Annotated in this window: 15 protein-coding genes; 6 read left to right on the top strand and 9 right to left on the bottom strand. The window is 53.9% G+C overall.

Features of this window, described 5'->3' with window-relative positions; all coding sequences use genetic code 11:
* Window positions 1-53: 53 nt before the first annotated feature.
* Window positions 54-860: a DUF3108 domain-containing protein gene (locus ACYJL1_RS04800; RefSeq protein ID WP_460897279.1), complete on the bottom strand. Its 807-nt coding sequence runs from the start codon at window positions 858-860 to the stop codon at window positions 54-56.
* 269 nt (window positions 861-1,129) lie between these two features.
* Between ACYJL1_RS04800 and rpmB the strand changes: the two genes are divergently transcribed.
* Together rpmB and ACYJL1_RS04790 are read left to right on the top strand one after the other, a co-directional pair.
* Window positions 1,130-1,432 (top strand): 50S ribosomal protein L28, encoded by a 303-nt coding sequence (gene rpmB, locus ACYJL1_RS04795; protein WP_460897278.1) that lies wholly within the window; start codon window positions 1,130-1,132, stop codon window positions 1,430-1,432.
* Window positions 1,433-1,514: 82 nt separating this feature from the next.
* Window positions 1,515-2,165, top strand: coding sequence for a queuosine precursor transporter (locus ACYJL1_RS04790; protein WP_460897277.1), 651 nt, complete (start codon window positions 1,515-1,517; stop codon window positions 2,163-2,165).
* On the opposite strand, the gene ACYJL1_RS04785 is transcribed toward ACYJL1_RS04790, so the two are convergent.
* The 4 genes from ACYJL1_RS04785 to ACYJL1_RS04770 all read right to left on the bottom strand — a co-directional run bounded on the left by ACYJL1_RS04785 (window position 2,138) and on the right by ACYJL1_RS04770 (window position 6,779).
* Window positions 2,138-3,151 (bottom strand): esterase-like activity of phytase family protein, encoded by a 1,014-nt coding sequence (locus tag ACYJL1_RS04785; protein ID WP_460897276.1) that lies wholly within the window; start codon window positions 3,149-3,151, stop codon window positions 2,138-2,140. The two genes, ACYJL1_RS04790 and ACYJL1_RS04785, sit on opposite strands and share 28 nt — an antisense overlap.
* A 1-nt stretch (window position 3,152) precedes the next feature.
* On the bottom strand, window positions 3,153-5,042 hold the full coding sequence (gene cobT, locus ACYJL1_RS04780) for a cobaltochelatase subunit CobT (protein ID WP_460897275.1): 1,890 nt from the start codon (window positions 5,040-5,042) through the stop codon (window positions 3,153-3,155).
* Window positions 5,043-5,056: 14 nt separating this feature from the next.
* Window positions 5,057-6,043 carry a cobaltochelatase subunit CobS gene (gene cobS / locus ACYJL1_RS04775; protein ID WP_460897937.1) on the bottom strand — a complete coding sequence of 329 codons (987 nt, stop codon included), beginning with the start codon at window positions 6,041-6,043 and terminating at the stop codon, window positions 5,057-5,059.
* An 82-nt stretch (window positions 6,044-6,125) separates the two neighbouring features.
* Window positions 6,126-6,779 carry a J domain-containing protein gene (locus ACYJL1_RS04770; protein ID WP_460897274.1) on the bottom strand — a complete coding sequence of 218 codons (654 nt, stop codon included), beginning with the start codon at window positions 6,777-6,779 and terminating at the stop codon, window positions 6,126-6,128.
* Between the two features lie 135 nt (window positions 6,780-6,914).
* Between ACYJL1_RS04770 and ACYJL1_RS04765 the strand changes: the two genes are divergently transcribed.
* Entirely contained in the window at window positions 6,915-7,217 is a 303-nt protein-coding gene (locus ACYJL1_RS04765; protein WP_460897273.1) for a BolA family protein, read from the top strand.
* 242 nt (window positions 7,218-7,459) lie between these two features.
* Window positions 7,460-7,684, top strand: a complete 225-nt coding sequence (locus tag ACYJL1_RS04760) for a hypothetical protein (protein ID WP_460897272.1) — start codon at window positions 7,460-7,462, stop codon at window positions 7,682-7,684.
* A gap of 32 nt (window positions 7,685-7,716) precedes the next feature.
* On the opposite strand, the gene ACYJL1_RS04755 is transcribed toward ACYJL1_RS04760, so the two are convergent.
* From ACYJL1_RS04755 to ACYJL1_RS04740, 4 genes are read right to left on the bottom strand one after another with little or no spacing between them, the layout of a single operon-like run.
* Window positions 7,717-8,232, bottom strand: coding sequence for a tellurite resistance TerB family protein (locus ACYJL1_RS04755; RefSeq protein WP_460897271.1), 516 nt, complete (start codon window positions 8,230-8,232; stop codon window positions 7,717-7,719).
* 36 nt (window positions 8,233-8,268) lie between these two features.
* Window positions 8,269-9,558 carry an HlyC/CorC family transporter gene (locus ACYJL1_RS04750; RefSeq protein WP_460897270.1) on the bottom strand — a complete coding sequence of 430 codons (1,290 nt, stop codon included), beginning with the start codon at window positions 9,556-9,558 and terminating at the stop codon, window positions 8,269-8,271.
* Window positions 9,555-10,682 (bottom strand): 3-dehydroquinate synthase, encoded by a 1,128-nt coding sequence (gene aroB / locus ACYJL1_RS04745; protein WP_460897269.1) that lies wholly within the window; start codon window positions 10,680-10,682, stop codon window positions 9,555-9,557. The genes ACYJL1_RS04750 and aroB overlap by 4 nt, the downstream gene beginning before the upstream one ends.
* Window positions 10,679-11,314, bottom strand: a complete 636-nt coding sequence (locus tag ACYJL1_RS04740) for a shikimate kinase (protein ID WP_460897268.1) — start codon at window positions 11,312-11,314, stop codon at window positions 10,679-10,681. Before ACYJL1_RS04740 ends, aroB begins: the two co-directional genes overlap by 4 nt.
* A 179-nt stretch (window positions 11,315-11,493) precedes the next feature.
* Between ACYJL1_RS04740 and ACYJL1_RS04735 the strand changes: the two genes are divergently transcribed.
* Window positions 11,494-11,655: a histidine kinase gene (locus ACYJL1_RS04735; protein WP_460897267.1), complete on the top strand. Its 162-nt coding sequence runs from the start codon at window positions 11,494-11,496 to the stop codon at window positions 11,653-11,655.
* Window positions 11,656-11,659: 4 nt separating this feature from the next.
* Window positions 11,660-12,586 carry a site-specific tyrosine recombinase XerD gene (locus tag ACYJL1_RS04730; RefSeq protein WP_460897266.1) on the top strand — a complete coding sequence of 309 codons (927 nt, stop codon included), beginning with the start codon at window positions 11,660-11,662 and terminating at the stop codon, window positions 12,584-12,586.
* Window positions 12,587-12,719 lie beyond the last annotated feature (133 nt).

Below are 12,719 nucleotides of genomic sequence, written 5' to 3'. Positions count from 1 at the left end.
ACCCAACAAAAGTAGCCACGCTGCCCCCAAATCAACAGGCGGCGCGCAGCCGCTTACTGTGTCTTTTCGAAACGGGTCGCGTAAACAGTCACCGTGCCGATCTGCGTGCCGATCTTCGCCTGCACCGGCGAATAGATACCGGACTTGTCGAGTGATGCAAAGGTCATACTGATCTTGCTGGAGTTTTTCAGATATTCGATGGCTTTTCGCCCCGACTGATATCCAGAAATCGGTACAAATTTGGCTGTACAGGTAATTGCATCGCCCTTGAAGCCTTTCGTTGCGAATGGCTGAGGTCTGCCGTCTGGCGAGAGTTTAAGGTCAATACGGGTTTGACCGTCATACATAGGCAGGGTCTTTGTGCAGACCTGATCCAGATTATCCGCAGCGACCATCACACCGGAAATAGGATCAGCAACGGATTTCAGATCATCAGGTTTCAGCTCCACCCAGTTTTTCTTCTTCTTGATTGGCGGCACATTGACCGTTTCGGTCACATTGCCGTTGGTGAAAGCAATCGATGTCGTCTTGTTGCGCTTGCCATGTTTGTACTTCACCACATAGGAACCTGGCACCGGACCGGCTTTGCCATATTGCCCCCTCGCATCCAGCGTGCCGCTCGTATCGTCAAAAAGGCTGCCAAGTCCCGAACTCATCAGTTCGCCGCTGACTTCATAGGTTTGGCTGTCCGAGACATTTGTCGAAAAACTGGCTTTCGCAATGGTCAGCCCATAGAGCGAAACCCTGTATTCGGACTTAAAGGCTTGTGCGGCATTTGCAGCACTCGTCGCCATGCCAGCGGATGCGGCAAGGCAGATTGCCGCCAATGCTCGACTGGAGGAATGCCATTTGGCTCTCATTTGTCGTTTCTCATCTAACATGGTCCCTCACGCAACTGCTCGGTTATAAAGCAGGCAAAGTTGTGTTAAACACTGTATGATCCTGACGAAATGCACAGAGCATGGGCCAAACAGCGTAGATATGCACTTGACGCGTAAGGCTCATATCACTATAGAAACGCAACTTCCCAATAGGCCGCCTTTCCGAAAGCTGAGCCGCTGCGTGGCAACATGCGATGGCAATAGACAAAATCTGGATCGGCGGGAATGAAATTTAAAGGTGAGACCCAATGTCCCGCACATGTGAATTGACCGCCAAGTCGGTCCAGTACGGCAACAATGTGAGCCACGCGAACAATCGTACGCGCCGCCGCTTTTTGCCGAATCTTTGCCAGGTAACACTGATCTCCGAAGCTATGGGTCAGAGCTATCGTCTGCGCGTTACAGCTCATGCGCTTCGCAGCGTTGAGCATCGCGGTGGTCTGGATGCATTTTTGGTCAAGGCTGACGAGAAGGAGCTGTCGCAGCGCGCCCGTCTCCTGAAGCGTCAGATTGCCAAGAAGCTTCTCGAAGCTCCGGTTGCTGCTGCTTAATCAGCGCTTCTTCATTGCTTGATCATCAGGGCCAGCATATGCTGGCCTTATTGTTGCTGGTTCCATTACCCAGGATAAAAAAATGCCGCTCAGCCGCGCTTATTCCCTGTCTGATTTTGTTTTGCCCGTTCTGGCCATGTGCGCAGTCGTGGCTGCGTCCAATTTCCTCGTGCAATATCCGTTCAATCATTTCGGAATGGGTGAGATCCTCACCTATGGCGCGTTCACTTATCCAATAGCTTTTCTGGTAAACGATCTTTCGAACCGAAGATTCGGCCCCCACTTTGCCCGGCGCGTTGTCTATGCGGGTTTTGCTATTGCCGTTGTCCTGTCCATCTGGCTGGCAACACCGCGCATCGCCATTGCATCTGGCACTGCTTTTCTTACAGCCCAGCTTCTCGATATAATCGTCTTCAACAAATTGCGCCAAATGACCTGGTGGAAAGCCCCCTTTGCATCGGCAATCTTCGGGTCTTTGCTGGACACGTTGCTGTTCTTTTCCATCGCGTTTGCTGCGCGGTTTGCATGGATTGACGCGATGACAGGCCAGCCCGATTCGTCGCTTGCCATGCCTGTATCATTCCTCGGCACGCAAATCCCGCTATGGGCATCACTGGGTTTCGGCGACCTCTTCGTCAAAATCATCATGGCAGTGGTCATGCTGGTGCCCTATGGCGCAATCCTCGCCATCTTCGCCCCTGCCATTTATTCGGCCAGCCGGAATTCCAGGTAGAGATTTCGTTGGACGACTGAGAAATTGTCGTCCGAGATCATTGAGACGCGCGTGGAACCATCCGCGGCCCTCCAGACGTCCAGCCCTTCCATATTGTCGATCTGATAGCTCAGATCGGCATTAAGAAGTATCGGCCCGTCGACCGTTGCATTGGGCTTGATTGCATCGCCTGGGATAAGCCGAAGGCGTATGCTGACGCCAGTGATGAAGCTGTACTTGCGCTCTAGCAGCAGAAGATCACCACCGGGCAGAAAGTCTCCATCGCTAATATCAAAGCCATCCTTGCGCTGGACATGGAATATTCCTTTGCGCGGCCCCTCAAGAACAGCTGCAAAAATATCGCCAGCCTTGTTCAGGCTCATCTCTGTCACGGCAACGCGTGCACCGCTCAGTGGACTATTTGCAGGCGCATAGGCGATGGTTTCAATGCCGCGATTGATTCTCAGCTCTTCTCTTGGAATAGGCAGTGGCAGGATTTTCGGCCGCGAGGCAAAACTCTCCGGATCAAGCTCATATTCGGCAATCCGGTGATTACGTTCAAAAGACACCGTGACCTTCTGACCCGAGACATTCATGCCCTCGGCATCTGAATCCCGCTTGCCATCGAGCGGCAAACCGTCTGCATCCAGAATAGGGGCCAACAGATAATCTTTGACCGATGCTGGCCTGCCCTGAGCATCGCGTAAAATTTTCCCCGCATACCAGGAGCCCGTATCGATAACACCAAGAAAGCGATGTCCTGAATCGAGAAAATGAAAGACGGACATGCCGCCAAATCGGGCATTTGTGGATGACATGTCCAAACCGCCAACAAATTCAAGCGGACCGAAACGGGTTTCGGCAGAGCCGAGTTGAAAGTTGGAGATGGTCCGGGATTTGATCTGTATAGGCAAAACGCCTGGTTCTTGCGCCAACGCCATGGAAGCGGCCACGGCAAAGGCCAATGTCAACCAGACGCGCCAGCAAAGCAGCGCAGCTGATTTCATCCTATCGGCGCCCGGCTTTTTTGGCCGTCGCACGTCCCTGTTCCTCAAACAGAGAGGCCAATTGCTCGGTCATCGCGCCCGCCAGTTCTTCCGCATCGACAATCGTCACCGCACGGCGGTAATAACGCGTGACATCATGGCCGATACCGATAGCGATAAGCTCGACAGGCGATTTGGTTTCGATCTCTTCGATAACCGCCCGCAAATGCCGCTCAAGATAATTACCCGGATTAACCGATAAAGTGCTGTCATCGACGGGCGCACCATCTGAAATCATCATCAGAATGCGGCGCTGCTCAGGACGCGCCAGCAGACGTTGATGCGCCCAGATCAGCGCTTCACCGTCGATGTTCTCCTTGAGCAACCCCTCACGCATCATCAGGCCGAGGTTGCGCCGGGAGCGCCGCCATGGCGCATCAGCGCGTTTGTAGACGATATGGCGCAGATCATTCAGGCGGCCCGGATTGGCTTGCTTGCCACGCTCCAGCCACGCCTCACGCGCTTGCCCGCCCTTCCACGCCTTCGTGGTGAAGCCGAGGATTTCAACCTTTACGCCGCAACGCTCCAGCGTGCGTGCAAGAATATCGGCACAGGTCGCGGCAACTGTGATAGGCCGACCACGCATCGAACCGGAATTATCGATGAGCAGTGTAACCACGGTATCGCGGAAATCCGTATCGCGCTCCATTTTATAAGAAAGCGGCTGTGTCGGGTCGATAACGACACGGACAAGCCGGGCGCTATCGAGGTAGCCCTCTTCCAGATCGAAATCCCAGGAACGGTTCTGCTGCGCCATCAGGCGGCGCTGCAACCTGTTGGCCAGACGACCGACCACGCCGGAAAGATTGGCAAGCTGCTTGTCGAGAAACGCGCGCAGGCGCTCCAATTCAGCCTCGTCGCACAGCTCTTCCGCATCGGTCGTCTCGTCAAACTCCTGCGTATAGATCTTGTAACCACTTTCCGCGCCGAGATTGGAAAACGGTTGATTTGGCCGCCTTGATTCGCCGGGAATCTCCGCATCAGCGTCCGAATCCTCATCCATATCGTCAGATGAAGCGTCAGCGGCTTCTGTCTCGCCTGCCTGACTGTCATCGCTGGACGTATCGGAATCATCACTTTCAGACGAATCGCTGCCCTGATCCTCTTCCGAACCGCCTTCATTGTTTTCTTCTGGCTCGGGCTGGTCTTCTTCATTGTTCTGGCTGTCGTCATCCTGGCTTTCCTGCGCCAGTTCTTCCGCCATTTCCATCGAAGCCAGCATTTCGCGCACAACACGCGCAAATGCGTTCTGGTCGTTGATCTTTTCAGACAGATGATCGAGATCGGTCGCGGCTTTCTCTTCGATCCAGTCGCGCCAAAGATCGAGTACATTTCCCGCTGATTCCGGCGCTTTGCGCCCCGTCAGCTTCTCGCGCACAAGCAGGGCCACTGCTTCTTCAAGCGGTGCTTCTGCCTGGTCCGTAATCGCAGGAAAATTGGCGCGGGCATATTTGTCCGCCAGCATAGAATTCAGGTTTTCCGCCACGCCTTCCATGCGCAAAGAGCCGATTGCCTCAACGCGCGCCTGTTCCACCGCATCGAAGATCGCCCTCGCCTGCTTGCCTTCCGGCGCAAGTGTCGCGTGAATACGGTCATTGTGACATGCCTGACGCAGCGCCATCGAATCACCGATGCCGCGCGTGACCGCTATATCATTGGCAGTCGGGCGCTTGGGCAGATCAGGCAGGCGCGCGCGGTGGCCGGTCAGTGCAGGCTTGTCATTGCCAAAGCCGACCTCAAGCTCATGATCGCCGGCAATCGCACGCATACAAGCCGTGACAGCGCGCTTGAAGGGCTCGCTGTCAACCGGACCTTTGGATACCGCACGTGAATTGTCTCCCGGACCTGCCATTTTCTGCTGTGCTCTTAGCCCATAACCACATTGGCTGTGGATTCAGGCAGTTCCTTGCCGAAAGCACGCTGATAGAACTCAGCCACGATGGGGCGTTCCAGTTCGTCGCACTTGTTGAGGAAGGTCAGGCGGAAGGCAAAACCCACATCCTTGAAGATATCGGCATTCTCAGCCCAGGTAATGACCGTACGCGGGCTCATGACAGTCGACAGATCGCCATTGACGAATGCTGCCCGCGTCATATCGGCCACGCGAACCATCTTGGAGACAATCTCCATGCCTTCCTTGTTCTGATAATGCTTGGCCTTGGCAGCAACGATTGCCACCTCATTGTCATGCGGCAGGTAGTTGAGCGTCGTCACGATCGACCAGCGATCCATTTGCGCCTGATTGATCTGCTGCGTGCCATGGTAAAGACCAGTTGTATCGCCGAGACCGACCGTATTGGCGGTCGCAAAAAGGCGGAAGGCAGGGTGCGGGCGGATAACGCGGCTTTGATCCAGAAGCGTCAAGCGGCCTGATGATTCAAGCACGCGCTGGATAACGAACATAACATCGGGCCGACCGGCATCATATTCGTCGAAAACAAGAGCAACATTGTGCTGATAGGCCCAAGGCAGAATGCCGTCACGGAATTCCGTAACCTGCATGCCCTCTTTCACCACGATCGCATCCTTGCCAACCAGATCGATACGGCTGACGTGACTGTCGAGATTGACGCGAACGCAGGGCCAGTTGAGGCGCGCAGCGACCTGTTCAATATGCGTGGATTTACCCGTACCGTGATAGCCGGAAACCATAACGCGACGGTTGAAGGCAAAACCTGCCAGAATGGCCAGCGTCGTTGCCTTGTCGAACAGATAGTCCGGGTCGATCTCGGGAACATAGGCATCGCCAGCCTTATAGGCCGGGACCATCATGTCGGACTGGAATCCGAACAGCTTTTCTACAGAAACCGTTGTATCCGGCAAATTCGCAATATCGCGATCAACCTTATTCATCATGCCTCCAGCGCGACTGCACGCGCAGACGCATAAAAATAGCGAACCTCGTTCCGAGATCCTGAATTCAGCCCATGAGTGGTTAGCAGAAACCAGCTGTCTTGAGCAATTGATAGGCCTGGATTACGTCACGGAAACGATCCTCGGAAGCCCGATCACCGCCGTTTGCATCGGGGTGGTGGCGCTTCACCAGTTCTTTATAGCGCGACTTTATGTCTTCGCCAGTGGCTTTTGCGCCCAATCCGAGCGTATCCAGCGCTTTTGACTCCAGCGGCTTCAATTTGCGTACATGCACGCGCGCATTATTGAAGACACTATTGGGGTCACGGAACCTGTTTTGATAGGCAGCACGCCCCGACCGGAGTTTGGAAAAGTCCGGCGATGTTTTGGCGCTGGCGCTTGCCTGTGCACGGGTGCTGGCGCTTGGCCCTGCCCCACTGCCCGGCAGACCTGCAACGGTCCATGTCGGGCGGTCGCCTGTCAGCGCTTCCTTCTGGTAGCGCGCAACCTCTGCATCAGACAGGCCGGAGAAATAATTATAGCCCTTATTGTACTCGCGCACATGGTCAATGCAGAAATGGAAGAACTCGCCTTCCTTTTCGCGGCCGACGGGAGCACGGTGTGGACCAGGTTTTCCGCAGCCGTCCCATTGGCATACGGGCGTGCGCGATTTCTCCTCGTCCGCTTTTTTCGGGCGGATACGGATGCTGTCGAAATATTTAGAACTTGTGGTCATCGAATAAGGTTATCTTGGCTTGGCGTGAATTGACATTCGCACATGGTTTATGACCTAACGCCTGAAATGGCGGTAAATTTATGAACATGTTCGGATTTGCCAAATGAAACTACCATATGGGCGCAGGAGAATGAAATGTCCACTCAGTCAGCAATCGAAAACAAACTGACACAGGCTTTCCATCCCGTTTCATTGGCTGTCACCAATGAAAGTCACCTCCACGCCGGTCACCATCATTCTGACAGTGACCATCATGGCACATTTGACGGTTCAGGCGAAACGCATTTTCGCGTGCGGATTGTCGCGGAGGCTTTTTCCGGCATGTCGCGTGTCGAACGCCACCGCGCAATCAATGAAGTTCTTGAGGCAGAATTGAAGGGCAGCGTGCATGCCTTGGCGCTTGAACCATCCGCCCCCGGCGAGGCAACACGGCGTTAGAGCGGTTTTGCCAATATTCAATACTGCATGTCTATGGTGCGCCCTTCGACAAGCTCAGGATGAGGGAGGGGATTGGGTTGCATAAAGCACGACTCCGCAAGGGCTGTGTTTGTCCTTGCAGCCCACATGCTTCCCCTCATGGTGAGCCCCGTCGAACCACGCACTAGATAATTGCAGCTAAAACCCTATCCATTAAACTTTTGGCTAATTGCGGTATTTGTTTCGTTGCAGATAATTTCTCAATGGCTATTTTAATCCGCTTACTAAGGTATTTGGCAACTTTTCTGCAACGCTTAACACTAATGGCGGGTCGGGATGAGACAGCTAATATCGCTAAAATCATCGGGCATTTGAATGATCGTGAAGATTTGCACTTGGCAAAGCGGGAGATCCGGGCTGTCCGCGGTGGCACATCTAACATGACATCTCTCAGTGACGTCATGAAGCGTTATGGGATTGAAGGCTAAATTCTCTTTTATCTTGGAACAGCGTTGGGCTATCAGTCCTGCACCAACTGCCGTTTCAATCGCGCGATCATGCCAGCCTGCAATTCGCTGGGTTCACCATAGGCTGATGCGGTCTGATGCAGCATGTCGATCAATTGCAGCCGTTCATTTCTCGTCAGTCGCTCGCGCAGCATCGGTGCCATTTCATCGGCCATGGGCGAGAAAAATCCGCGATGTTTGGTATAAGTCCAGGCCTTTTGAAACATTGCATCCGGGTCTTCGATCTGAAGCGGGTCGCTGATCAGTTCCAGAATCTTCATTTTTTCGTCTGCGGTCACCGGGGCACCCGTCCGCACAAGCTGAATCATCAAGATCACCGCAGCCAGACGCGGGTCTTTTATACGGCTATAGGTCGAGCCGATCAGATTCTGAATGCCGAATTTTGCCTTCCGTTGCAGACCTTTCGTGTCACGATCAAGATCACGCACAGCTCTGACAGTCGAATGGGCTCGCAGGATCCAGAATAGAACAACAGCCGCCACACCAATAATCGCAATGAGAATATGCATTGTTAACCCGGTTAATATGAACCTGAATACCTCTAATTATCGCGTCTTCGGCTTGTCTTCATCCTCGATTGGCCGAATCCGCAATTTTGTTATCCTGTTCTTCTCGCGCTTGATGATCGTGAAACGCTTGCCATGAAATGTATAAGCCTGCTTTTCCTTTGGAATACTCTGCGTCTCGTGAATAACAAGCCCCGCAATGGTCGTGGCCTCGGCATCCGGCAGATTCCAGTCCAGCGCGCGGTTGAGATCGCGTATCGGTACAGAGCCATCAACAAGAATTGATCCGTCAGGCTGCGGGCGCACGCCCTGCACGTCGATATCGTGCTCATCGGCAATATCACCGACAATCTCCTCCAGAATATCCTCAAGCGTGATCAGTCCCTGCACATCGCCATATTCATCGACGACAATCGCAATATGAGCCTTGCGCCGCAAAAATGCATTGAGCTGGTCCTGAAGCGTGGTCGTGTCGGGCACAAACCATGGCTTGGTTGCAACTTTCATGATGTTGATCTTGGAGAAATCACGATCAGCATCCCTGATTGCCCGAACAAGATCCTTGACGTGGACGACCCCGACAAAATTGTCGTTCGTATCTTTCCAAACGGGAATGCGTGTATGGTGGCTGGCAAGAATTTCGGTGATAATCGTCTCGATCGGATCATCGGCATTGACCGAATCCATATTGGTGCGATGGATCATCACATCATAGACTTCAAGCTCGCGCAGATTGAGCAACCCGCCGATCTGGTCTCTGTCGCCCTTCACCACGGACCCTTCCTTGTGCAGAAGGTCAACGGCGCCGCGAAGTTCTTCCTGCGCTGAAAGCATCAATGCTCCAGCGGCGAGATTAATTCCGAAAATCGCGAGTATCTTGCGTACGAGCCAGTTCACCAAATCGGAAAGGGGCCCGAATATCCAAACTGCAATCTGCGCAAATCGCACCAGCGAAAGCGAATTGCGTTCAGGATTTGATATCGCCCAGGACTTTGGCAAAACTTCCGCAAAGATCACCAGTAGAACGGTCATGATGGCTGTCGCATAGGCAACACCGGCCTGGCCAAACAGATCAAGCAACATGCTGGTCATCAGCGATGATGCAAGAATGTTGATAAGGTTGTTTCCGATCAGCATGACGCCGATCAGCTTGTCGCGCTTCTCGATGAGTTTTTCGACAATGGAAGCACGCCCATCACCGCGGTTGGCGAGCCGATGCATGCGGGCCCGTGATACCGCAGTCAATGCCGTTTCAGACCCTGAAAAAAGAGCGGACATCAAGATCAGACCCAGAATAACGCCGCAGAAGATCCAGAGTTCCAAGGTCATGTTGGATGTTTCTCCTTCAAGAAGCTCAAGACCGCCGATGGGGGTACATCCTTGGCGATGAACGACTGACCGATACCGCGTGTCAGGATAAAGGTCAGCGTGCCACGCGTCACCTTTTTATCCTGCGCAATATATTCCATCAGTTTTTCCGCAGGCAGAAGTTGACCCTTTATCGCGTCGATGGAAACCGGCAAGCCAACAGCACGCAAGTGTTTTTCCACCCGCAAGGCATCATCCGGGCTCGCCAGATTCATTTTTGCCGAAAACTGATGTGCCAGAACCATGCCTATGGAAACGCCTTCGCCATGAACAAGACGCGCAGAATCATATTTGGTCGCTGTCTCCAATGCATGGCCGAATGTATGGCCAAGATTGAGCAGCGCCCTGTCCCCCATCTCGAACTCGTCGCGCTCAACCACATCGGCTTTTGACTGGCAGGCTATGGCAATCGCCTGTGCCCTTTCCGGCCCACCGTCGAAAATCCCGCGCCAGTTTGCCTCCAGCCAGGCGAAAAAATCAGGACGGTCTATCAGGCCATATTTGGCAACTTCCGCGTAGCCGGCACGAAATTCGCGCAGGGAAAGCGTGTTCAACACATCCGTATCGGCCAGCACCAGCTGCGGTTGATAGAATACGCCAACAAGGTTTTTGCCATGCGCCGTATTGATTCCGGTCTTGCCGCCGACGGAGCTGTCCACCTGCGCCAGCAACGAGGTTGGTATCTGCACAAATCCCATGCCGCGCCGGGCAATACCAGCGGCAAAACCGGCAAGATCGCCGATCACACCGCCACCAAACGCGATAACAATGTCGCCCCGCTCAAGCCGCGCGGCTAAAATGGCATTGGTTACGGTTTCCAGCGTTGCAAAACATTTTGACTGTTCACCCGGAGCCACCACCACGGGCGTCGCTTCGATACCGGCAGCCAAAAGGCCCGCCTGCAACCGTTCGAGATGAAGCCCGGCCACCGTCTCGTCGCTGACAATTGCGGCCCGCATTGTTTTGCCCGCCCGCGAGACGATCTCATGGCCCGCGCGTTCAACCAATCCAGCACCGATCAGGATATCATAAGACCGATCACCCAGTTTGACCGGGACAATTGTGCTTGCCGCTTGATCCGTCATGATCCGGCTTCCTCATCCGTTTTTGTCTCATTTGAATGGGCTTGCCCGCCCAGATGTGCTGCGATGGCCTGCATCGTCTCCAAGGCGATGATCTCTTTCTTTTCTTCACGTGAATTGATCGTGAGATCGGCAAGAGCATAGACCGGATAACGCTCGCCCATCAGCCGCTCCATTACACCGCGTGGATCGCTGTTTTTCAGCAGAGGCCGGTTCTGCTTGCGCACAACACGCGACATCAAGACATCAAGCTCGGCTTTCAACCATACGCAGACACCCGCGGATGCAATTGACTCCCGCGTCTGCTCGTTCATATAGGCACCGCCCCCTGTTGCCAGAACAATCGGCCCTTCTTCCAGCATACGTGCAATGACCCGCCGTTCAAGGTCGCGGAATTCCGCCTCGCCATAGGCGTCGAAAAGCTCGGGGATCGTCATCGTCGAGACTTTTTCAATCTCGTGATCCGCATCGAAAAACGGCAGTTCGACCATTGATGCGAGTTTTTTTCCAACTGTCGATTTGCCTGCACCCATGAGGCCAACAAGCACGATTGAACGCGTGCCAAGGTGCTCGCGGATGGATTTTGCCAGCTCAGCTGTTTCGTCTGGCACAGGTGCTTCTTCCGTCGTGTTCATGATTGCGTTTCGACAGGAAAACCTTGGTCCAGTCAAGCAGACTATGGTTGAGCGACAGGCAATTTTGCTTTTTGCATCGAGCTTATGCGCCGATGCAGCAAATTCAGCCACCCACCAAATTGTTAAGAGTTTCAGCCCAAGATTATGGAACCTACCAATCAGTCTGTTCGATCAGGAAAATGCCGACACTCACGCGACTTATCATCACCCTCGCCGTCCTTGCGGGACTTGTCTATGCCGGGATGGTTGCGCTCGTGACCTTTGTTCATCCGACACAGACCGAAATGACCATTCGCGTGCCGAGCGAAAAGCTCAATCCGAAACCCCAGCAACCAAAGTAAAATCATGCGCGCTTCAGCAGCCATCGAGAATTTTCTTGAAATGATGAGCGCCGAAAGGGGAGCAGCGCAAAACACGCTCGACTCCTATAGACGCGACCTTGAGGACGCTGCATCCTTTAGCGCTGGCGCTGGCATACAGCTGCCTTTGGCGGAGCCCGTCACCATTCGCACCTATCTCGACGATATTGCCAATCGCGGCTTTGCCGCCACCTCGCAAGCGCGCAGGCTGTCGGCGCTTCGTCAGTTTTTCCGTTTCCTTTATATGGAAAATATTCGTGCCGATGATCCTACGAGCACATTTGATGCTCCCAAAAAAGATCGCTCCTTGCCGAAAATCATGAGCGAAGCCGATGTCGAAAAGCTGCTTGCCCGCGCGGAAGAGGAAACACTTGATGCAAAAGCCTCCAACGCCGTGCACTTCCAGGCCTTGCGCCTCCATGCACTGCTCGAAATTCTTTATGCAACCGGCTTGCGTGTCTCCGAACTTGTCGGCCTGCCTGTCACGGTTGCGCGCTCCGACAATCGATTTTTGATGGTGAGGGGCAAGGGATCGAAGGACCGCATGGTTCCGCTTTCCGGCAAAGCACGCACCGCCATGATGAAATATCTTGAACTGCGTGACGCCCTGCCCGGTTTGAGCGGAAGCCCGTGGCTTTTTCCGGCAGTCTCGGAAAGCGGCTTTCTGGCGCGTCAGGTGTTTGGGCGCGACCTCAAAGGGCTTGCAGCCCGTGCGGGGCTGAAAACATCCGCGATTTCACCCCATGTTCTGCGTCACGCTTTTGCCAGTCACCTGCTCCAGAACGGCGCTGATCTGCGCGCGGTACAGCAATTGCTTGGCCATTCGGATATTTCCACCACCCAAATATACACACATGTGATGGAAGAGCGCCTGCACCGGCTTGTCACCGAGCACCATCCATTGGCGGATTAAACACCACACCTTTGCCGGAATTCACCGTATAAGTTGCGCAGCTTTTGCCTCATCTGAGGCATGGTTCCTTGACATGCGCGCTCGCAACAGCCAGTTAGGCTTTGAAAAATCCACCTTTTTGCAGGCAGATATT

The sequence above is a fragment of the Phyllobacterium sp. K27 genome, assembly GCF_054796155.1.
This window is presented reverse-complemented; position numbering and strand designations above follow the sequence as displayed.